Annotated in this window: 20 protein-coding genes; 10 read left to right on the top strand and 10 right to left on the bottom strand. The window is 67.9% G+C overall.

The annotated features are described in order from the left end of the window. Window positions 1-19: 19 nt before the first annotated feature. The 4 genes from DIE12_RS24160 to DIE12_RS24145 all read right to left on the bottom strand — a co-directional run bounded on the left by DIE12_RS24160 (window position 20) and on the right by DIE12_RS24145 (window position 3,345). On the bottom strand, window positions 20-643 hold the full coding sequence (locus DIE12_RS24160) for an HAD family hydrolase (protein ID WP_124522187.1): 624 nt from the start codon (window positions 641-643) through the stop codon (window positions 20-22). Beyond that, window positions 640-1,191, bottom strand: a complete 552-nt coding sequence (locus tag DIE12_RS24155; protein ID WP_124522189.1) for a cysteine hydrolase family protein — start codon at window positions 1,189-1,191, stop codon at window positions 640-642. Before DIE12_RS24155 ends, DIE12_RS24160 begins: the two co-directional genes overlap by 4 nt. Window positions 1,192-1,257: 66 nt before the next feature. After that, the gene (locus DIE12_RS24150; protein WP_124522191.1) at window positions 1,258-3,072 is read right to left on the bottom strand and encodes an aminopeptidase P family protein; all 1,815 of its coding nucleotides are present in this window, start codon (window positions 3,070-3,072) and stop codon (window positions 1,258-1,260) included. 18 nt (window positions 3,073-3,090) lie between these two features. Further along, complete coding sequence (locus DIE12_RS24145) at window positions 3,091-3,345, bottom strand: hypothetical protein (protein ID WP_044845896.1); 255 nt, start codon at window positions 3,343-3,345, stop codon at window positions 3,091-3,093. Between the two features lie 171 nt (window positions 3,346-3,516). Here DIE12_RS24145 and DIE12_RS24140 point away from each other — a divergent pair, with 171 nt between their 5' ends. The 7 genes from DIE12_RS24140 to DIE12_RS24110 all read left to right on the top strand — a co-directional run bounded on the left by DIE12_RS24140 (window position 3,517) and on the right by DIE12_RS24110 (window position 9,626). Further along, the gene (locus DIE12_RS24140) at window positions 3,517-4,278 is read left to right on the top strand and encodes a response regulator transcription factor (protein ID WP_124487893.1); all 762 of its coding nucleotides are present in this window, start codon (window positions 3,517-3,519) and stop codon (window positions 4,276-4,278) included. A 26-nt stretch (window positions 4,279-4,304) separates the two neighbouring features. Further along, a complete protein-coding gene (gene hemA, locus DIE12_RS24135) occupies window positions 4,305-5,603 on the top strand; it encodes a glutamyl-tRNA reductase (protein WP_044845898.1) in 1,299 nt (432 codons plus the stop codon). Window positions 5,604-5,688: 85 nt separating this feature from the next. Continuing rightward, entirely contained in the window at window positions 5,689-6,771 is a 1,083-nt protein-coding gene (gene prfA, locus DIE12_RS24130; RefSeq protein WP_044845899.1) for a peptide chain release factor 1, read from the top strand. Between the two features lie 7 nt (window positions 6,772-6,778). Next, window positions 6,779-7,621, top strand: a complete 843-nt coding sequence (gene prmC / locus DIE12_RS24125) for a peptide chain release factor N(5)-glutamine methyltransferase (protein WP_124522193.1) — start codon at window positions 6,779-6,781, stop codon at window positions 7,619-7,621. A gap of 67 nt (window positions 7,622-7,688) precedes the next feature. After that, complete coding sequence (gene grxD / locus DIE12_RS24120; RefSeq protein ID WP_011883132.1) at window positions 7,689-8,000, top strand: Grx4 family monothiol glutaredoxin; 312 nt, start codon at window positions 7,689-7,691, stop codon at window positions 7,998-8,000. Window positions 8,001-8,013: 13 nt separating this feature from the next. Next, window positions 8,014-8,610: a UbiX family flavin prenyltransferase gene (locus tag DIE12_RS24115; RefSeq protein WP_124522195.1), complete on the top strand. Its 597-nt coding sequence runs from the start codon at window positions 8,014-8,016 to the stop codon at window positions 8,608-8,610. A gap of 224 nt (window positions 8,611-8,834) precedes the next feature. Further along, window positions 8,835-9,626: a class III extradiol ring-cleavage dioxygenase gene (locus DIE12_RS24110; protein WP_124522283.1), complete on the top strand. Its 792-nt coding sequence runs from the start codon at window positions 8,835-8,837 to the stop codon at window positions 9,624-9,626. Between the two features lie 115 nt (window positions 9,627-9,741). Here DIE12_RS24110 and DIE12_RS24105 read toward each other — a convergent pair whose 3' ends face one another. Further along, window positions 9,742-11,340, bottom strand: a complete 1,599-nt coding sequence (locus DIE12_RS24105; RefSeq protein ID WP_124522197.1) for an APC family permease — start codon at window positions 11,338-11,340, stop codon at window positions 9,742-9,744. 421 nt (window positions 11,341-11,761) lie between these two features. On the opposite strand from DIE12_RS24105, the gene DIE12_RS24095 reads away from it, so the two are divergent. Continuing rightward, window positions 11,762-11,965, top strand: coding sequence for a cold-shock protein (locus tag DIE12_RS24095; RefSeq protein ID WP_006477070.1), 204 nt, complete (start codon window positions 11,762-11,764; stop codon window positions 11,963-11,965). A 102-nt stretch (window positions 11,966-12,067) separates the two neighbouring features. On the opposite strand, the gene DIE12_RS24090 is transcribed toward DIE12_RS24095, so the two are convergent. The 3 genes from DIE12_RS24090 to DIE12_RS24080 all read right to left on the bottom strand — a co-directional run bounded on the left by DIE12_RS24090 (window position 12,068) and on the right by DIE12_RS24080 (window position 15,724). After that, window positions 12,068-13,318 (bottom strand): Hsp70 family protein, encoded by a 1,251-nt coding sequence (locus DIE12_RS24090; protein WP_044845904.1) that lies wholly within the window; start codon window positions 13,316-13,318, stop codon window positions 12,068-12,070. A gap of 359 nt (window positions 13,319-13,677) precedes the next feature. Then, window positions 13,678-14,283, bottom strand: a complete 606-nt coding sequence (locus tag DIE12_RS24085; protein ID WP_044845905.1) for a nitroreductase family protein — start codon at window positions 14,281-14,283, stop codon at window positions 13,678-13,680. A 157-nt stretch (window positions 14,284-14,440) separates the two neighbouring features. Continuing rightward, entirely contained in the window at window positions 14,441-15,724 is a 1,284-nt protein-coding gene (locus DIE12_RS24080; RefSeq protein ID WP_124487888.1) for an MFS transporter, read from the bottom strand. A 217-nt stretch (window positions 15,725-15,941) separates the two neighbouring features. Between DIE12_RS24080 and DIE12_RS24075 the strand changes: the two genes are divergently transcribed. After that, window positions 15,942-16,565, top strand: a complete 624-nt coding sequence (locus DIE12_RS24075) for a TetR/AcrR family transcriptional regulator (protein WP_124487887.1) — start codon at window positions 15,942-15,944, stop codon at window positions 16,563-16,565. Between the two features lie 82 nt (window positions 16,566-16,647). Next, window positions 16,648-17,220 (top strand): DUF1415 domain-containing protein, encoded by a 573-nt coding sequence (locus DIE12_RS24070; protein WP_124487886.1) that lies wholly within the window; start codon window positions 16,648-16,650, stop codon window positions 17,218-17,220. 106 nt (window positions 17,221-17,326) lie between these two features. Here DIE12_RS24070 and DIE12_RS24065 read toward each other — a convergent pair whose 3' ends face one another. After that, on the bottom strand, window positions 17,327-18,217 hold the full coding sequence (locus DIE12_RS24065; RefSeq protein ID WP_124522199.1) for an SAM-dependent methyltransferase: 891 nt from the start codon (window positions 18,215-18,217) through the stop codon (window positions 17,327-17,329). 89 nt (window positions 18,218-18,306) lie between these two features. Next, complete coding sequence (locus DIE12_RS24060) at window positions 18,307-19,440, bottom strand: class I SAM-dependent methyltransferase (RefSeq protein ID WP_124522201.1); 1,134 nt, start codon at window positions 19,438-19,440, stop codon at window positions 18,307-18,309. Window positions 19,441-19,477: the final 37 nt, after the last annotated feature.

The following is a 19,477-nucleotide window of genomic DNA, read 5'->3' as shown; positions in this document are numbered from 1 at the left end:
CGGCGGTCCGGCGCGACGCCTACGCGAGCGCGCCCAGTTCGCGCAAACGCGTCTCGGTCGCGGCCGCGCTCGTGTGATGAATGCCATGCCAGCCGAGTGCCGTCGCGGCCGCGGCATTCTTCGCGTTGTCGTCGATGAACACGAGCTCATGCGGCGCAATGCCCGGCAGGTGCGGATCGATCCGCGCATGCATCTCGCGGTAGATCGCCGGATCGGGTTTCACGAGCTTCACGCGGCCCGACACGACGATGTCCTTGAAACGCCGCAGCACCGGGAAGTTGTCCCACGCATACGGAAAGGTCTGCGCGGACCAGTTGGTCAGCCCGAAGAGCGGCATCCCCTGCGCATCGAGCCGGTCGACGAGCGCGGCGCCTTCGTCGAGCACGCCGCCGATCATCTCGTGCCAGCGCGCGTAGAACGCGCGGATCAGCGTCTCGTGCGCCGGAAACTTCGCGACCAGCTCGCTCGTGCCGTCGTCGATCGTCTGCCCGCCGTCCTGCCGGATCACCCAGTCCATCGCGCACACGTGCGTGAGGAACCAGCGGCGCTCGGCTTCGTCTGGAATCAGTTGCCGGTACAGGTACTCGGGGCTCCAGTCGATCAGCACGCCGCCGAAATCGAACACCACCGCCTTGATCGTCATGCGAACTCCGTGGCAAGCACGTCGGCGAGCGGACGCGGCGTCACCGCATTGCCCGACAGCGTATTGTTTTCCCACACGAAGTGATGATGCGCGACGATCTGCGCGGCCGACAGGTGCGCGCGCTCGTTCGTCGTGTGCAGGTCGGACACGACGGTCGTCCGATAGCCGAGCAGTGCCGCGCGGCGCGCGGCCGAATCGACGCAGAACTCGGTCGCATAACCGCAGATCAGCACCGAACGAATGCCGTGGCCGTCGAGCTGCGCGGCGAGCGGCGTGTCGTGGAACGAATCGCTCACCTGCTTGCGGATGCGCCAGTCGGTGCGACCGACGATCAGTTCCTCATGCAGTTCCCAGCCGGGCGTGCCGGGCACGATGTCGTCGTCCGCATCGCCGTCGTGCTGCACGAAGCACACGGGCGCGTTTGCCGCACGTGCCGCCGCCGTCAGCCGGTTGATGCCCGACACGACGTCGTCGAGCCGGTACGCGGGCCGCGCCCGCTGCACCAGCCCCCGTTGCATGTCGATCACGATCACTGCGGTGTCTGCCATCGATTGCCCTCTCCGTCGTGGTCCGGCCGTCGCGCGGCCAGTATCTGTCGTGTATTGCGCGTCGCGTCAGATCGGCTGCGTGCGCGCGTCGAGCCACGCCTTCGCGTCGCCGCTCACGTGCCGGCCGACGCGCTCGCGCACGGTCGCGTGATACGCGTTCAGCCACGCGCGTTCTTCTTCATGCAGCATCTCGATCAGCACGCAGCGCGTGTCGATCGGGCACAGCGTCAGCGTCTCGAACGCGAGGAAATCGCCGAATTCGGTCTGCCCGCCCGCGCGATTCACGACCAGGTTTTCGATCCGGATGCCCCATTTGCCGGGCCGGTACACGCCCGGCTCGATCGACGTGATCATCCCCTCTTCCATCGCCGTGTATGGCTCGGCCGGCGCGTAGTGCGAGATGACCTGCGGGCCCTCGTGCACGTTCAGGAAGTAGCCGACGCCGTGACCGGTGCCGTGGCCGTAGTCGAGCCCGGCCGCCCACATCGGCGCGCGCGCGATCGCGTCGAGCATCGGCGAGCGGATGCCGCGCGGGAAGCGTGCGCGCGACAGCGCCATCATCGACTTCAGCACGATCGTGAAATCGCGGCGCTGCAGGTCGCTGACCGTGCCGACCGGCACGACGCGCGTGATGTCGGTGGTGCCGGTCGTGTACTGGCCGCCCGAATCGACGAGCAGCAGGCCGTCGCCGGCGATCGTCGCGTGCGACTCGGGCGTCGCGCGATAGTGCGGCATCGCACCGTTCGCGTTGAAGCCGGCGATCGTCGCGAAGCTCGGTGACACGTAGCCAGGGCGCCGTGCGCGCGCGGCCGTGAGTTGCTCGTCGATCGTCAGCTCGGTGATCGTCTCGCGGTTCACCGCCTGCTCGAACCACGCGAAGAACTCGGCGAGCGCGGCGCCGTCGTGCTCCATCGTCACGCGCACGTGCTCGATCTCGGCGGACGTCTTGCGCGACTTCGCGAACGTCGACGGGTTCACGGCCTCGATCAGCTTCACGCCGGCCGGCACGGCCTCGAGCGTGCCGAACGTCACGCGGCGCGGATCGATCAGCAGCGTCGCGCCGTCGGGCAGCGCCGCGAGCGCCGCGCGCGCGGCGTCGTACGCGCGGACCTCGACGCCGTCCTGCGCGAGCGACGCGGCCAGCGCCGGCGACACCTTGCCGTCGGCGACGAACAGCGTCGCGCGATCGGCCCCGATCATCGCGTGCGCGACGAACACGGGGTTGAAGTTGACGTCGGCGCCGCGCAGGTTGAACAGCCACGCGAGATCGTCGAGCGTCGACACGAAATGCCATTGCGCGCCCTGCGCGTGCATCGCGCGGCGCACTTCGGCGAGCTTGCTCGCGCGCGTCGTGTCGGCCTGCGGCGCCACGTGCTCGAACACCGCGTCTCCCGGCAGCCCCGGGCGCTCCGGCCAGATCGCGTCGAGCAGGTCGAGATCGGTGCGCAGCGCGATGCCGCGCGCGCTCAGCGCGGCCGTCAGCGCGCGTGCCGCCGCGACGCCGAGCACGGCGCCGTCGACGCCGACCGTCGTCCCGGCCGGCACGTTCTGCGCGAGCCAGTCGACGTGCGGCGCGCTCTGCTGCCCGCCCGTCATCTTCATCAGCTGGACGCCCGTGCCGGCGAGTTCGGCCTCGGCCTGCACCCAGTAGCGGCTGTCGACCCACAAGCCCGCGAAATCCGCGGTCACGACCAGCGTGCCGACCGAGCCCGTGAAACCGGACAGCCAGCGTCGCGCCTGCCAGCGCTCGGGCAGGTACTCGGACAGGTGAGGATCGGCGGACGGCACGAGATAGGCGGCCAGGTCCTCGCGGACCATCGCGCCGCGCAGCAGCGCGAGGCGGGCCGGCACCGACGAGACTTCGGGGAGACGGGCATTCATGATTTCACCTGAGAGCGTTCAGCGACGGGCCGACACGGCGACCGTCACGGCTACGGCGAGGAACGCGACACCGGTGCAGACCGGCCATTCGAGCGTTTCGCCGTCGTAAAACAGTCCAGAGAGATTGCCGGCCATGCGCGCGGCGGCGGCGCCTGCGATGCCGACCAGCACCACGATCCACCATGCCGGCCGGCCCGTGCGCCGCATCGGATGCAGCCACCGGCCGAACAGCCCGACGGCCGCTCCCAGGACAAGGATTCCAAACCAGTTCATTCGACGCCTTCTATAAATTCAGATTCGTCCCATAGGCGTGAACGTTGCCAGCGGCTAGCATCGATTCATCCATCGAACCCGAGACCAGCCGGGCGCCGCGAACATTCGAGTGTAGGGGCCGACCCGACGTTATGGCAAGCGCGCACCCGCAGGCGTATTGAAGAAATCCTCATGCGAATCGCTCTCATCGATCCGGAGGCGCATCATGCTGCGCTCCTGAACCGCCTGCTGTTCGCCGGCGGCCATGTGTGCCACGCGTTTCCGTCCAGCGCGGCATTCTTCGAGTGGCTCGCCACCGATACCTGCGACATGCTGATCATCGGCAACTGGGCCGGCGACCAGCCAGCCGAGGAAGTCATTCCGCGGGCGCAGGCGATCCTGCCCGGGCTGCCGGCCATCGCCGTGATGCAGCTGCCGCGCGAAAGCGAAGTCGTGTCGTGCCTGCACGCTGGGGCCGACGACTGCCTCGTGCGCCCGGTGAGCGGCCCCGAGCTGCTCGCACGCGTCAACGCGCTGAGCCGGCGCGCAGGTGTCCGGCGGCCGCCGAATCGCTCGCGCGAAATGTATGGAGAATACGCGTTCGATGCGACCCACAGCCTCGTGCGCTTCGGCGATGCGATCGTCGCGCTCACGCCGAAGGAGTTCCGCTTCGCACAGCTGCTGTTCGCGAACCTGTCGCGGCCCGTGTCGCGCGCCCATATCCTCGAAACGGTGTGGGGCCGCCGCCGCGACATGAAGTCGCGCACGCTCGACACCCATGCGTCCCGGCTGCGCAGCAAGCTGCGGCTGCTTCCGGAGCACGGCTACCGGCTTCTGCCGCTCTACGGCTACGGCTACCAGCTCGACCGCGTGCCGATCGAGCCCCCAAATTCGAGGCCGCGCCACGCCGATGCCCGGTATGCCGCAAGTGAGGAAATCGCTGAAACGCTATAATATGGGGCTAAACGATAGCCCTCGATATGCAACTCCTCACGATCGGAATCAACCACCACACTGCGCCTGTCGCCCTGCGCGAACGCGTGGCGTTTCCGCTCGAGCAAATCAAGCCGGCTCTCGTCACGTTCAAGAACGTGTTCCTCGGCCCCCAGGCGCCGAATGCGCCCGAAGCGGCAATCCTCTCCACCTGCAACCGCACCGAACTCTATTGCGCGACCGACGATCGGGCCGCCCGCGAGGGTGCGATTCGCTGGCTGTCGGAGTACCACCAGATTCCGGTCGACGAACTCGCCCCGCACGTCTATGCGCTGCCGCAATCGGAAGCGGTCCGGCACGCATTCCGCGTCGCGTCGGGTCTCGATTCGATGGTGCTCGGCGAAACGCAGATCCTGGGCCAGATGAAGGATGCGGTGCGCACCGCGACGGAAGCCGGCGCGCTCGGCACCTATCTGAACCAGCTGTTCCAGCGCACGTTCGCCGTCGCGAAGGAAGTGCGCGGCACGACCGAGATCGGCGCGCAGTCGGTGTCGATGGCCGCCGCCGCGGTCCGCCTCGCGCAGCGCATCTTCGAAAAAGTGTCGGATCAGCGCGTGCTGTTCATCGGCGCCGGCGAGATGATCGAGCTGTGCGCGACGCACTTCGCCGCGCAGAGCCCGCGCGAGCTCGTCGTCGCGAACCGCACGGCCGAACGCGGCCAGCGGCTCGCCGAACGTTTCAACGGCCGCGCGATGCCGTTGTCGGACCTGCCGGCCCGCATGCACGAATTCGACATCATCGTGTCGTGCACCGCGTCGACGCTGCCGATCATCGGCCTCGGCGCGGTCGAACGTGCGGTGAAGGCGCGCCGCCACCGGCCGATCTTCATGGTCGACCTCGCGGTGCCGCGCGACATCGAGCCGGAAGTCGGCAAGCTGAAGGACGTGTTCCTCTACACCGTCGACGATCTCGGTGCGATCGTGCGCGAAGGCAACGCATCACGCCAGGCCGCGGTTGCACAAGCCGAGACGATCATCGAAACCCGCGTGCAGAACTTCATGCAGTGGCTCGACACGCGCAGCGTCGTGCCGGTGATCCGTCACATGCATACGCAGGCCGACGCGCTGCGCCGCGCGGAAGTCGAGAAAGCGCAGAAGCTGCTCGCGCGCGGCGACGATCCGGCCGCCGTCCTCGAAGCGCTGTCGCAGGCGCTCACCAACAAGCTGATCCACGGCCCGACGAGCGCGCTCAACCGCGTGAACGGCACCGACCGCGATTCGCTGATCGACCTGATGCGCGGCTTCTACCAGCACGCGCCGCGCTCGAACGACCAGTCCGGCCACTAGCGCCGGCCGGTTGCCCCTGCCGCCGGCCGCGCGCCGGCCTATCCTTTTCGAATACCCCTTTTGTCCGGGAGCGTCGCTCCACACCATGAAGACGAGCATGCAACGCAAGCTCGACCAGCTGTCTATCCGGCTGGCCGAACTGAACGACCTGCTGAGCCGCGAAAACGTCACGGCCGACCTCGACCAGTACCGCAAGCTGACGCGCGAACACGCGGAACTCGGCCCGGTCGTCGAGCAGTACGCGCTGTGGCGCCAGTCGCGCAGCGACGAGACGGCCGCGCAGGAGCTGGTCGCCGATGCATCGATGCGCGATTTCGCCGAAGACGAGATTCGCAGCGCGCGGGAACGCATGGTTCGCCTCGAAGGCGAGTTGCAGAAGATGCTGCTGCCGAAGGACCCCAACGACGACCGCAACATCTTCCTCGAAATCCGCGCGGGCACCGGCGGCGACGAGTCGGCGCTGTTCGCGGGCGACCTGCTGCGCATGTACCTGCGCTTCGCGGAACGCCAGCGCTGGCAGGTCGAGATGATGTCGGAGAGCCCGTCGGATCTCGGCGGCTACAAGGAAGTGATCGTGCGGATCGCCGGCCAGGGTGCCTACTCGCGGCTGAAGTTCGAATCGGGCGGCCATCGCGTGCAGCGCGTGCCGGCGACCGAGACGCAGGGGCGCATCCACACGTCCGCCTGCACGGTCGCGGTGATGCCGGAAGCCGACGAAATCGGCGAGGTCGAGATCAATCCGGCCGACCTGCGGATCGACACGTTCCGCGCGTCGGGTGCGGGCGGCCAGCACATCAACAAGACCGATTCGGCGGTGCGCGTCACGCACATCCCGACCGGGATCGTCGTCGAGTGCCAGGACGACCGCTCGCAGCACAAGAACAAGGATCGTGCGCTGAAGGTGCTCGCCGCGCGCATCAAGGACAAGCAGTATCACGAGCAGCACGCGAAGGAAGCGGCGACGCGCAAGAGCCTGATCGGCTCGGGCGACCGCTCGGAGCGGATCCGCACGTACAACTTCCCGCAGGGCCGGATGACCGATCACCGGATCAACCTCACGCTGTACCGGCTCGAGGCGCTGATGGACGGCGATCTCGACGAACTGATCGGCGCGCTCGTCACCGAACACCAGGCCGAACTGCTCGCGTCGCTCGGCGACACCGACTGAGGTCGCGATGCCCGACACCACCGCCGACGATCTGCTGCGCGCGTCGCCGCTCGACCCGGTCGATGCGCGCGTGCTCCTCGCGTACGCGCTCGGCTGGACCCGCACGCAGCTGATCACGCGCGGCGACGCCCCGCTCGAGCCCGCCGCGATCGCGCGCTACCGGGCGCTCGAAGTGCGCCGCGTCGCGGGCGAGCCGGTCGCGCAGCTCGTCGGGATGCGCGAATTCTTCGGCCGGCCGTTCGATGTGACGCCCGACGTGCTGATCCCGCGCCCCGAAACCGAACTCCTCGTCGAAGCCGCGCTCGACGCGATCGACGGTCGCCCGCATCCGGCCGTGCTCGATCTCGGCACCGGCAGCGGCGCGATCGCCGTGTCGATCGCCGCCGAACGGCCCGACGCACGCGTGTGGGCGCTCGACCGCTCATCGGCCGCGCTCGACGTCGCCCGGCGCAACGCGCACAAGCTGCTCGACGCGCGCCGCCCCGGCGGCCCGCTGCACTGGCTGCAGAGCGACTGGTACGCCGCGCTCGAGCCGACGCTCGCGTTCGACACGATCGTCAGCAATCCGCCGTACATCGCGCAGCACGATCCGCACCTCGCGCAGGGCGACCTGCGGTTCGAGCCGCGCGGCGCGCTCACCGACGATGCCGACGGCCTCAGCGCGATCCGCACGATCGTCGCAGGCGCCGGCGCGTACCTGAAACCGGGCGGCACGCTCTGGATCGAGCACGGCTACGACCAGGCCGAAGCCGTGCGTGCCTTGCTCGTGTCACGCGGCTTCGTCGCGGTCGAATCGCTCGCCGATGTCGCCGCGATCGAACGCACCACGGGCGGCCGCCGGCCCGTCTGACGGCCGGCCCGCCCGGTTGAAATCCGCTATCATTTCGTTCTAACGCCCCGCCAACGCAAGGTCAGTCATGGACACCCAACAACGTATCAAGCAAATCGTCGACGAAAACCAGGTCGTGCTCTTCATGAAAGGCAACGCGCAATTCCCGATGTGCGGCTTTTCGGGCCGCGCCGTGCAGGTGCTGAAAGCCTGCGGCGTCGACCAGTTCAAGACGGTCAACGTGCTCGAGGACGACGAGATCCGCCAGGGCATCAAGGAATTCTCGAACTGGCCGACCATCCCGCAGCTGTACGTGAAGGGCGAATTCATCGGCGGCTCGGACATCATGATGGAGATGTACCAGTCGGGCGAACTGCAGCAACTGTTCGCCGCCGCGTAACGCCCCGTTCCCGATGGCATCTCCCAGCGCGCCGCCACGCCGGCTGATCGTCGCGATCACCGGCGCCACCGGCGCGGTCTACGGCGTGCGGCTGCTCGAATTGCTGCGCGCCGCCGGCGGCGTCGAAACGCATCTGCTGGTTTCGAACGCCGGCTGGCTCAATATCCAGCATGAATTGCAGCTGTCGAAGGCCGAAGTCGAAGGCCGGGCGGATGTCGTGCATTCGGTACGCGATGTCGGCGCGACGATCGCGTCCGGTTCGTTCGCAACCGACGGGATGGTGATCGCCCCCTGCTCGATGAAGACGCTCGCGAGCGTCGCGCACGGCCTGTCGGACAACCTGATCACGCGCGCGGCCGACGTCACGCTGAAGGAACGCCGCCGTCTCGTGCTGATGGTGCGCGAAACGCCGTTCAACCTCGCGCATCTGCGCAACATGACCGCCGTGACCGAAATGGGCGGCATCGTGTTTCCGCCGCTGCCCGCGTTCTACGCGATGCCGAAGACGATCGAGGAACTCGTCGACCAGACCGTCACGCGCGTGCTCGACCTGTTCGCGCTCAGCGCACCGATGACGACGCCGTGGGCCGGCATCCGGCCCGCACGGTAAGCCGCTCGACGCGGCGCTTCGGCGCCGTTCTCCACGCATCTTCGTCGATTCGGCCGCCTTCCGGTTCGATCCAGCCACGCCCCGCCTCCCCGCGCCGGCTCCCGCGCACCTGAATCGGCCGAATTATCAACCATTGCGATTCAATCAAATTCCGGCAAGCCGATTTATCAATGTCCGGTGCGCGCCTATAGTCACAGGCAACCCACTATTGCAGGCTCCCCACCATGAACCGCTTGCCTTCGCTTTACCTGTCACACGGTGCCCCGACGCTGCCGATCGACCCGACGCTGCCGTCCGGCGCATTCACGCACCTCGGCGCCGAATTGCCGCGCCCCCGCGCGGTGCTGATGCTGTCCGCGCACTGGGGCACGCAGCAGCCGGTCGCGAGCGTGGCCGCGCACCCGGAAACGATCCATGACTTCTACGGCTTCCCGCGCGCACTGTACGAGATCCGCTACCCGGCACCGGGCGCGCCCGAGGTCGCCGAGCGGGCGGCCGCGCTGCTGAACGCGGCCGGCATCGCGACAGCGACGACCGAGCACGGTCTCGACCACGGCGCGTGGGTGCCGATGCTGCTGATGTTCCCGGAGGCCGACGTACCCGTCGCGCAGCTGTCGATCCAGCCGCGTGCGGACGCGGCCCATCACTTCGCGCTCGGCCGCGCGCTGCGGCCGCTGCGCGACGAAGGCGTGATGGTGATCGGCTCGGGCCAGATCACGCACAACCTGCGCGCGGCCGATTTCAGCGCGGCGCCCGAGGATGCGGACCCGCGCGTCGCGGAATTCATCGACTGGTTCGAGGCGAAGCTGGCCGCGCGCGACGTCGACGCGCTGCTCGACTATCGCCGGCAGGCGCCGCACGCAGCGCTGATGCATCCGACCGACGAGCACCTGCTGCCGGTGTTCACCGCGCTCGGCGCAGCCGACGACGACTACCAGCTCGGCATCCAGTCGCTCGGCACGTATCAACGCGTGCTCGCGATGACGAACTACGTGTTCGCAAGCGCGGCCGCCTGAATCGCGCGACACGGCGACACAAGCGCCGAGCACAAATAAAAAGCCCGCCCGAGCATCGCTCGGACGGGCTTTTTTGCGCTTTCCGCCACCGCCGATTCCGGTGGCAGGTCAGGCGTCAGGCACCGACCCCTTCAAGGATCTCGTCGTGCGACTCGCGCTCGTCGAGATACTGGGTCCGGTAACCGGTGTTCACGCCCCAGAAGTAGAACACCAGCGAGATTGCCGCGACGATCAGCATGTCCCAGCCGTACGGCAGCACGCCGTAACCGCCGAACTCCTTGCTGCCGACCAGCGACAGCACGGCCATCGTCGGCAGGTACGCGACCAGCCACCATGCGGCCTTCAGGTCGGCGCCCCAGCCGGTCCAGCCCGACTTCGCCTGGAAGTAGAAATACACCGGCAGCGCGACGATCATCAGCAGGATGATTTCGCCCGTCAGCGGCCACTTCGCCCAGTACAGGATCAGCGACGCGCAGACGAACGCGAACGGTGCGATCAGCTTCATCAGCGGGATCGACAGCGGACGCTCGATGTCGGTCGCCGCGCGGCGCAGCGCCATCAGGCTGATCGGGCCGGTCAGGTACGAGATCACCGTTGCGACCGAGATCACTGCCGCGAGCGAGCTCCAGCCGCGGAAGAAGAACAGGAAGATGAACGACACGAGCAGGTTGAACCACATCGCCTGGCGCGGCACACCGTAGATCGGGTGCACGTTGCCGAACATCTTCGGCATCGTGTTGTTGCGCTCCATCGCGTAGATCATGCGGGTGGTCGTCGCCATGTAGGTCGTACCGGTGCCGCTCGGGCTGATGAACGCGTCGACGTACAGCAGGATCGCGAGCCAGTTCAGGTTCAGCGCGATCGCGAGTTCGGCGAACGGCGACGAGAAGTTGAACTGCGACCAGCCCTTCGCGACGTCGGCCGGATTCACCGAACCGATGTACGCCATCTGCAGCAGCACGTAGATCACGAGTGCGATCAGGATCGACGTGATCACCGCGAACGGCACGCTGCGCGACGGATTGCGCGCTTCGCCGGCCAGGTTCACCGGGCTCTGGAAGCCGTTGAACGCGAACACGATACCGCTCGTCGCGACCGCGGTCAGCACGGCCGACCAGCCGTACGGCGCGAAGCTTGCATTCGATGCAGTGCCGAGGTTTTCCGAGTGGAAGCTCGACAGCATCAGGCCGAGGATCGTGAGGCCGGGGATCAGGAACTTGAAGATCGTGATCGCGGTGTTCGCACGTGCGAAGGCCTTGACGCCCCAGTAGTTCAGCATGAAGTAGATGACGACCAGCACGGCCGACAGCAGCAGGCCGGGTGTCGTCAGCTCGCCGTTCACGAACAGCGCATGCGCCCACGGATACTGCCACGTGCTCATGTACTGGATCGACGCTTCCGCCTCGATCGGGATCACCGATACGATCGCGATCCAGTTCGCCCACGCGCTGATGAAGCCCACCAGCGAACCGTGCGAGTAGCGCGCGTAGCGCACCATGCCGCCCGACTCGGGGAACATCGCACCGAGTTCAGCGTACGTCAGCGCAATCGCGAGAATTACGACCGCGCCGATGATCCATGCGCAAATCGCCGCCGGACCGGCAATCTTCGCAGCCTTCCAGGCGCCGAACAGCCAGCCCGAACCGATAATCGAACCCAGCCCCGTCAGCATCAGTGCAAACGGGCCGATGTTCCGTTGAATAGAACTCTTCACATCCTCTCCTATGTCTCAAAAAGCATGGTCGGCCCGCGGTCCGGGATCGGCTCGGACAGCAGCGCGCATGCAATTTTGGGGGGAAGGATCACCCGATCGGGGCAACCCGTCCACGCGGCGCGTAGTTTAACGGTTGCACCTCCAAGTTGGCGCCAAAATCGTTCGGCCCCTACAAAAAAGTCGCATCGTTTGCAAGGTTTGTAAACCTTAACTCCGCAATAACCCTGAGTGCATGGAAATCCGGTTGACCGCGCGACCGATTACCCGTATAAACAACGTTGCAGGATTTCAAGCGGCGAGTGAATTGGTTCTTTCGTAGTTCGCCCATCAACGGTACTCCGGTTGGTCCCATTACCCCCTTCCTTGATTTTCCGCACCCCATGGGCCTCGGCCCCGTTTTATCTTTTTAGGAACAAGTAACATGGCAACCGGTACCGTCAAGTGGTTCAATGACGCAAAGGGCTTCGGCTTCATCACCCCGGAAGGCGGCGGCGACGATCTGTTCGCGCACTTCTCGGAAATCCGCGTCGAAGGCTTCAAGACGCTGCAAGAAAACCAGAAGGTTGAATTCGAAGTGAAGACGGGCCCGAAGGGTCTGCAAGCTGCGAACATCCGTCCGGTCTAAGTTCGGCGCGATAATTCGTGTAAAAAAGCCCCGCTTCGGCGGGGCTTTTTGTTTTCCGGCGCGGGCGGCCATGCGGCCGCCACGATCGAGAATGGCCTCCGGTCAGCCGAACAGCCGCTGCGCGTGAATGCCGAGCCCGGTCGCGACGCTCGCGAGGCGATCGCCGAACACCGGCTGCGCGTCCGGGAATGCGCCGGCGAGCGCACCCGACAGGAACGCGAGCCCGGTCGAGCCGCCGGTGAAATACAGCGCGCCGACGTCGCGCGGCGCGACGCCCGCCAGCCGCACCGTTTCGCGCGCGGCATCGACGATGCGCGCCGTGTCGTCGACGCTCGCGTCGACCAGGCGTTCGGCGTCGAACGCGATCTGCAGATCCTCTTCCACGTCGTTCAGGTCGATCATCGTCTCCCCGCCCGCCGCCACACCGATCTTCGCTTCTTCCGCGCGCGCCATCAGTGCATGCCCGAGCCGCTGCTCGACCACGCGCGTGAGCCGGTCGTACTGCCGCACGTCCTGGTACAGGTGCTTCATCAGCTTCAGCTCGCCCAGCCGCTTCGGCGTGTAGACCGTGTTGATGAGGTGCCAGGTCGCGAGGTCGAAGTAGATCCGGTTCGGCAGCTCGCGTCCCTCGGGATCGAGCGCGCGGTAGCCGAACGCCGGCAGGATCGCCGCCAGCTCGACGCGCCGGTCGTAATCGGTGCCCGCGACGTGCACGCCGTGGTGCGCGAGCACGTCGTCCTTGCGCTCGAGGCGCGCCATCCGCTCCGGCCCGACGCGCACCAGCGAGAAGTCCGACGTACCGCCGCCGATGTCGGCGACCAGCACGAGCCGCTCGGCCTGCTGGCGCGACTCGTAGTCGAACGCGGCCGCGATCGGTTCGTACTGGAAATGCACGTCCGCGAACCCGACCGACTGCGCGGCCGCTTCGAGCTGGTCCTGCGCGAGACGGTCGGCGCGCGGATCGTCGTCGACGAAGAACACCGGCCGGCCGAGCACCGCGCGGCCGATCGGCGCGCCGGCGCGCGCTTCGGCCTTGCGTTTCAGGTGCGTCAGGAAGCGCGCGATGATCTCCGTGTACGCCATCGCGCTGCCGTCGCCGAGATCGGTCGTGGTTTCCGCGAGCGGCGAGCCGAGGATGCTCTTCATCGAGCGCATCAGGCGGCCGTCGAAACCGTCGATATAGGACGCGAGCGCCGCCCGGCCGTATTCGACCGTCTGCTCGTCGTTGTTGAAGAAGATCGCGGTGGGCAGCGTCAGGTGGTCGCCCTCGACGGGCGCGAGGCGCATGGCATCGCCGTCGGGCAGGGCCACGGCGGAATTGGACGTGCCGAAATCGATCGCGCAGTAAGTCATGGGAAGGTGCCGCAGCATGGCCGGCGCGAAAACGGAAAGGACGGGCTTTTTAACATGAAGCCCGCCGGATCACAACCGGGGGCGGCCGCCGGCGCGGTGCAACCGGCCCGGGGCGGAGATCAGGCGCGCCTGCGGCATGCCGGCGACAGGGGCGGACGGGGTGCCCGAGGCGCCCCGCCGCCCGCTTGCAGCGCACCGGCGACAGGTTCGGACAGAGTGCTCGACGCGCCCCGGCACCCGCTTGCGGCACACCGGCGACAGGTGCAGACGGGGTGCCCGACGCGCCCCGCTGCCCGCCTGCAGCGCACCGGCAACCGGTGCGGACAAGGTGCTCGACGCACGCCTGGCCGCTTGCACCATCAGGCCGCGGCGTCGAAACCCTTCTTCCATGCGCCCGCATACACGACCTCGCCGATCGCATGGCGCGTGCGCGGCGCCTTTTCGCGTTCGCGCAATACCGGGTCGAGCTTGTCGACGTTGCCGTAGTGGCCGAGCGAGATGATCGCCGGAATCGCGACGTCGGCCGGAATCTCGAACGCATCGCGGAACGCCTTCGCATCGAAGCCGCTCATCTGGTGCGCGGCGAGACCCAGCGCGTGCGCCTGCAGCACCAGCGACATCGCGGCCGCGCCCGCATCGTACAGCGCGGTCGGCGCCGGCTCGCCCTTCGGCGTGAGCGTATGCGCGGTCACGGCGATCAGCACCGGCGCCGGCGCGTTCCAGCCCTGGTTGAACGGCACCAGCGTCGCGAATGCGTGCTTGAACGCCGCTTCGTCCTGCGTGCGATCGAACACGATGAAGCGCCACGGTTGCGCGTTGTAGGCGGACGGCGCCCAGCGCGCCGCTTCGAGCACCGCGTGCAGATCGGCGGCGCTGATCGGCTCGTCCGAATACGCGCGCGGGCTCCAGCGGCCGGCGATCAGGTCGTGAATCGAAACAGTGGTGGGAGCAGGTTTGACGGACATGCGGTTCCTCGCTGACATCGATGAAGGGCGCGAACGCCCGGCGAACCGCAAGCATAACCGCTTGAGCCGTCGCGCGCCCGGTCATCCCGCGCAATGCAAATCACCGATCCTGCATTGACCGGCCGCACCCGCGCACGGGTCGGCCGGCGCACCGAGCTCAGGCGGCCTGCGCGGCCGCGCGGGACGGGCCGCGATTGATCCGCAGCACGATCAGCGCACCGACGATGCAGAGCGCGCCCGAGATCATCGACGCGATCGTATAGGTGCCGAGGCTCGCGCGCAGCAGCCCCGCGCCGAGCGCCGCGAACGCCGCGCCCAGTTGGTGGCCGGCGACGATCCAGCCGAACACGACCGGCGCCGCGGCCTTGCCGAACACGTCGGTGGCCAGCCGCACGGTCGGCGGCACGGTCGCGATCCAGTCGAGCCCGTAGAACATCGCGAACAGCGGCAGACCGAAGAAGTCGATGCCGAACGCATGCGGCAGGTAGATCAACGACAGCCCGCGCAGCCCGTAGTACCAGAACAGCAGCACGCGGTTGTCGTAGCGGTCGGACAGCCAGCCCGACAGCGTCGTGCCGAACAGGTCGAACACGCCCATCGCGGCGAGCAGCGAGGCGCCCTGCACTTCGGACATCCCGTAGTCGCTGCACATCGCGATCAGGTGCGTGCCGACGTAGCCGTTGGTGCTCGCGCCGCAGATGAAGAAGCTGAAGAACAGCAGCCAGAAGTCGCGCGAGCGGCTCGCGGTCAGCAGCGTGCGGAACGCGACCGCGAGCGGGTTCTCCTTCGTCGCGTCGGGCGCCGCCGGCGCGTCGGCCGGCTCTCCGTACGGGCGCAGCTGCACGTCGGCCGGTCGCTCGGGCAGCAGGAACGCGACCAGCGGAATCACGATCGCGGCCGCCACCGCGACGACCAGCACGACCGGCCGCCAGCCGTGGCGCTGCGCGATCGCCGCGAGCATCGGCAGGAACACGAGCTGGCCGGTGGCCGTGCTCGCGGTCAGGATGCCCATCACGAGCCCGCGCCGCGCATGGAACCAGCGTGTGACGAAAGTCGCGGACAGCGTCAGCGCGACGACGCCGGTCGAGCAGCCGACCATCAGCCCCCAGATCACGACCATCTGCCAGCTCTGCGTCATCATCGACGACAGCGCGACGCCCGCGCCCATCGTCACCAGCGCGGTCAGGATCGTCGGCCGCAGCCCGAAACGCTGCATCGCCGCGGCCGCGAACGGGCCCGTCAGGCCGTACAGCGCGATGTTCACCGAAATCGCCAGCGAAATCGCCGCGCGGCTCCAGCCGAGTTCGCGCTCGAGCGGCACCATCAGCACGCTCGGCGTCGCGCGCGTGCCGGCCGCCGCCAGCAGGATCAGGAAAACCACCGCCGCCGCGAGCCATCCGTAGTGGAAGCGCCCGCCGATTCGTGTCACTGCCCAGTTCATGTTGTCGCTCTCCAGTTGGCTGGCCCGCGCTCGCGCGCCAGCCCCGCCTCACCTCCGGGCCACCTCCGCCGCACGCTGCATCGGCTGACCCGGGCCGATACGTGGCATTTGTCTGTCGATCCGGTCGGCATTGTTACCGATCGGTCACAAGTGTGTTGCGATCGTAGTTACCAGTCGGTAACATGTCAAGCAATTCACCACGCAGTCGAGGGTCATCATGTCGGGCATCGAGGCCGCCAACAAGCCGCCGGCACGCCGCACGCGCCGGCCGATCGCCGCGGCCGCCGCGCAGGAACACCTGCTGCGCGCCGCGGAGGAGCTGTTTTACAAGGAAGGGGTGCGCGCGGTCGGCGTCGAGGCGGTCGTGGAGCGCGCGGGCGTCAACAAGATGAGCCTGTACCGCCAGTTCTCGTCGAAGGACGAGCTGATCCTCGCGTATCTGGAACGGATGGATGCGTGCTTCTTCGAGCGTCTCGATTCGAGCGTCGCGAAGCATCCGGGCCAGCCGAAGGCGCAATTGATCCAGTATTTCGTCGATCTGGCCGAACGCGCGACGCAGAAGGACTATCGCGGCTGTCCGTTCGTCAACGTCGCGGCCGAATTCCCGGATACGTCGCATCCGGCGCGCGAGCGCGTCGCGCAGAACAAGGAACAGCTGATGAAGCGGCTCCTCGAGTTGTGCGAAGGCGCGGGCGCCCGGCAGCCGAAAGCGCTCGCCGACGCGCTCGCGCTCATCGTCGAAGGCATCTACGCGGCCAGCCAGACCTACCGGCACGGCGAAACGCCGATCGGCACCGCGCCCGCGCTGGCCACGCAGCTGATCGACGCCGCCTGCGCGTGACGGGCGGCGCACGCGCCGACCCGGCGTGCCCGCTCCGGCTACAATGCGGCCCTCGCTGCCGCTTCGCCCGACCGCCTCCGCCATGACCGATACCCGCCCCGACTCCCACGACGACATTCTCGCCGCCACGCGGCACTGGCTCGCGCGCGCGGTGATCGGGCTCAATCTGTGCCCGTTCGCGAAGAGTGTCTATGTGAAGGAACAGGTACGCTATGCGATCAGCGAAGCGACGACGCTCGAGGATGCGCTCGCCGATCTCGAAACCGAGCTGCGCGCGCTCGAAGCGGCGGATCCGCAGCAGGTCGACACGACGCTCGTGATCTATCCGCGCGCGTTCGCGGATTTCGTCGACTACAACGATGCGCTGTTCTTCGCCGAGCGGCTCGTGCGGCAACTGCGACTCGACGGCGTGCTGCAGATCGCGAGCTTCCATCCCGAGTACCGGTTCGAAGGCAGCGAAGCCGACGACATCGAGAACTACACGAACCGCGCGCCGTATCCGATCCTGCACCTGCTGCGCGAGGACAGCATCGCGCGCGCGGTCGATGCGTTCCCGGACGCATCCGCGATCTACGAGAAAAACCAGGAAACGCTGCGCCGCCTCGGCCACGACGGCTGGCGTGAATGGATGCGCCGGCCGGGCGACGACGTCTGACGCGTCGCGCGGCGGGTGGCTGGCGCGCGGCGGACGGGGGCCGGGCGTCGGTCCGCCTTGGTCCGCCTTGGTCCGCCTTGGTCCGCCTCGGTCGCCTCGATCCGCCTCAGTCCGCGGACTGCTCGACGGCCTCGCCGGCCGCCGCCGCGGGTGCCGGCGCGAAGAAGCGCTCGTTCAGTTCGGCGAGCCCGAACATGCCGAGGATCTCGTTCAGCCGCTCGCCGGGCTTGCGGCGCGGCAAGTTCTTGTACTGCGCGATGATCAGCTCGTTCTTCATCGAATGCTCCCAGCCGACCAGCTCGGTCACGCTCACCTGGTAGCCGTGCGCCTCGACCTGCAGGCAGCGCAGCACGTTGGTGATCTGGCTGCCGAATTCGCGCGTATGCAGCGGATGCCGCCACACTTCCGTCAGCGCGTTCGCGAGCGACTTGCCCTTGTTCTTGCGCAGCACGCCCGCGACCTCCGCCTGGCAGCACGGCACCAGCACGATGTGCTGCGCGCGCTTCGCGAGCGCGAACCGGATCGCGTCGTCGGTCGCCGTGTCGCATGCATGCAGCGCGGTGACGACGTCGACCGTTTCGGGCAGCTTCGGCGACGTGATCGAATCGGCGACCGACAGGTTCAGGAACGACATCCCGCCGAATCCGAGCCGCGCGGCGAGTTCGGTGGAGCGCGTGACGAGTTCCTCGCGCGTCTCGATCCCGTACACGTGCGACGCGAATGCCGGCGTGCCGTGCCCCGGCTGCTGCTTGAAGAACAGGTCGTACAGGATGAAGCCGAGATACGACTTGCCGGCGCCGTGATCGACGAGCGTCACGCCGCCCTTGTCGGCCTGCACGCTCGCGAGCAGCGGCTCGATGAACTGGAACAGGTGATAGACCTGCTTCAGCTTGCGGCGGCTGTCCTGGTTCAGCTTGCCGTCGCGGGTCAGGATGTGCAGTTCCTTCAGCAGCTCGACGGACTGCTCCGGACGGATTTCGTAGGTCTTGTTCGACATCGTGAAACGGCGCCGGGCCACGGTCGGTCGACCACGGCCCGGCGGCGGGAATTCGTGAGGAATGGCGACAGTTTACCGAAAATACGCGATCAGGCTCGCGCGCCGAGCCGCCAGAGCGACGTGACCTCGGCGCGGCGCGCGGCGTGCAGGGGATCGTCCGCGTCGGCCGACTTCGGGTGTGCGGGGCGGATGTCTTCGCGGCCGAGCACGACGAGGCCGGCTTCGTCGATCCATTGCAGCAGCGTGTCGCGCGGGCGCAGGCCGAGATGCTCGGCAAAATCGGACAGGATCAGCCAGCCCTCGCCGCCCGGTTCGAGATGGTCGGCAAGCCCCGCGAGGAAACCGCGCAGCATGCGGCTGTCGGGATCGTAGACCGCGTATTCGATCGGCGCGCTCGGACGGGCCGGCACCCACGGCGGGTTGCAGACGACGAGCGGCGCGCGGCCGGCCGGAAACAGGTCGGCTTCGACGACGTCGACGCGCCCGGCATGACCGAGCCGCGCGACGTTCTCGCGGGCGCATGCGAGCGCGCGCGGATCCTGGTCGGTCGCGACGATGCGCTCGACGCCGCGCGACGCGAGCACGGCCGCGAGCACGCCGGTGCCCGTGCCGATATCGAACGCGAGCGAGGTCGCGGGCAGCGGCGTGCGCGCGACGAGTTCGACGTATTCGCCGCGCACCGGCGAGAACACGCCGTAATGCGGATGGATCGGCGCGCCGCCGAGCGCCGGGATCGGCACGCCCTTCTTGCGCCATTCGTGCGCGCCGACGAGGCCGAGCAGTTCGCGCAGCGACACGACCGACGGCGCGCCGCCCGGGCCGTATGCTTCCTCGCATGCGGCGCGCACGTCGGGCGCGCGGCGCAGCGGGATCGTGTAGTCGGCGTCGAGCGGGATCAGCAGCATCCCGAGCGTGCGGGCGCGCTGCGATTGCGCGAGCCGGTGCAGGTTGAACGCGTCGACGCCGACCGCGGCCTTCGCCTTCTTCGGCTTGCGTTCGACGCGGCGCGCCATCGCCTGCACGAGCTGGCGTGCATTCTGGAAATCGCCCTGCCAGACGAGTGCGGTGCCCTCGCACGCGAGGCGGTACGCCGCGTCGGCGGTGACGCGGTCGTCGGCGGGCACGGCGCGCTTCGGCGGCTGCACGCCGGCTTCGGAGCGCCAGCGCACGGCATGTTCGGCGCCGTCGGCGTCGGTCCAGTGGAAAACGGGGAAATCGGTCACGCGAGCTCGGCTACGGTTGGCTTCAGACAGGCGGCGC

This window comes from Burkholderia sp. Bp9015, from assembly GCF_003853505.1.
In the GTDB taxonomy this organism is placed as follows: Bacteria; Pseudomonadota; Gammaproteobacteria; order Burkholderiales; family Burkholderiaceae; genus Burkholderia.
Note: the sequence above shows the minus strand (reverse complement) of the source record. Positions and strands in the feature narration are given on the sequence as shown.

Coding starts and splice junctions, on each gene's coding strand:
- DIE12_RS24160 (WP_124522187.1), bottom strand. CDS start 643: ATGACGATCAAGGCGGTGGTGTTCGATTTCGGCGGCGTGCTGATCGAC.
- DIE12_RS24155 (WP_124522189.1), bottom strand. CDS start 1,191: ATGGCAGACACCGCAGTGATCGTGATCGACATGCAACGGGGGCTGGTG.
- DIE12_RS24150 (WP_124522191.1), bottom strand. CDS start 3,072: ATGAATGCCCGTCTCCCCGAAGTCTCGTCGGTGCCGGCCCGCCTCGCG.
- DIE12_RS24145 (WP_044845896.1), bottom strand. CDS start 3,345: ATGAACTGGTTTGGAATCCTTGTCCTGGGAGCGGCCGTCGGGCTGTTC.
- DIE12_RS24140 (WP_124487893.1), top strand. CDS start 3,517: ATGCGAATCGCTCTCATCGATCCGGAGGCGCATCATGCTGCGCTCCTG.
- hemA (WP_044845898.1), top strand. CDS start 4,305: ATGCAACTCCTCACGATCGGAATCAACCACCACACTGCGCCTGTCGCC.
- prfA (WP_044845899.1), top strand. CDS start 5,689: ATGAAGACGAGCATGCAACGCAAGCTCGACCAGCTGTCTATCCGGCTG.
- prmC (WP_124522193.1), top strand. CDS start 6,779: ATGCCCGACACCACCGCCGACGATCTGCTGCGCGCGTCGCCGCTCGAC.
- grxD (WP_011883132.1), top strand. CDS start 7,689: ATGGACACCCAACAACGTATCAAGCAAATCGTCGACGAAAACCAGGTC.
- DIE12_RS24115 (WP_124522195.1), top strand. CDS start 8,014: ATGGCATCTCCCAGCGCGCCGCCACGCCGGCTGATCGTCGCGATCACC.
- DIE12_RS24110 (WP_124522283.1), top strand. CDS start 8,835: ATGAACCGCTTGCCTTCGCTTTACCTGTCACACGGTGCCCCGACGCTG.
- DIE12_RS24095 (WP_006477070.1), top strand. CDS start 11,762: ATGGCAACCGGTACCGTCAAGTGGTTCAATGACGCAAAGGGCTTCGGC.
- DIE12_RS24090 (WP_044845904.1), bottom strand. CDS start 13,318: ATGACTTACTGCGCGATCGATTTCGGCACGTCCAATTCCGCCGTGGCC.
- DIE12_RS24085 (WP_044845905.1), bottom strand. CDS start 14,283: ATGTCCGTCAAACCTGCTCCCACCACTGTTTCGATTCACGACCTGATC.
- DIE12_RS24080 (WP_124487888.1), bottom strand. CDS start 15,724: ATGAACTGGGCAGTGACACGAATCGGCGGGCGCTTCCACTACGGATGG.
- DIE12_RS24075 (WP_124487887.1), top strand. CDS start 15,942: ATGTCGGGCATCGAGGCCGCCAACAAGCCGCCGGCACGCCGCACGCGC.
- DIE12_RS24070 (WP_124487886.1), top strand. CDS start 16,648: ATGACCGATACCCGCCCCGACTCCCACGACGACATTCTCGCCGCCACG.
- DIE12_RS24065 (WP_124522199.1), bottom strand. CDS start 18,217: ATGTCGAACAAGACCTACGAAATCCGTCCGGAGCAGTCCGTCGAGCTG.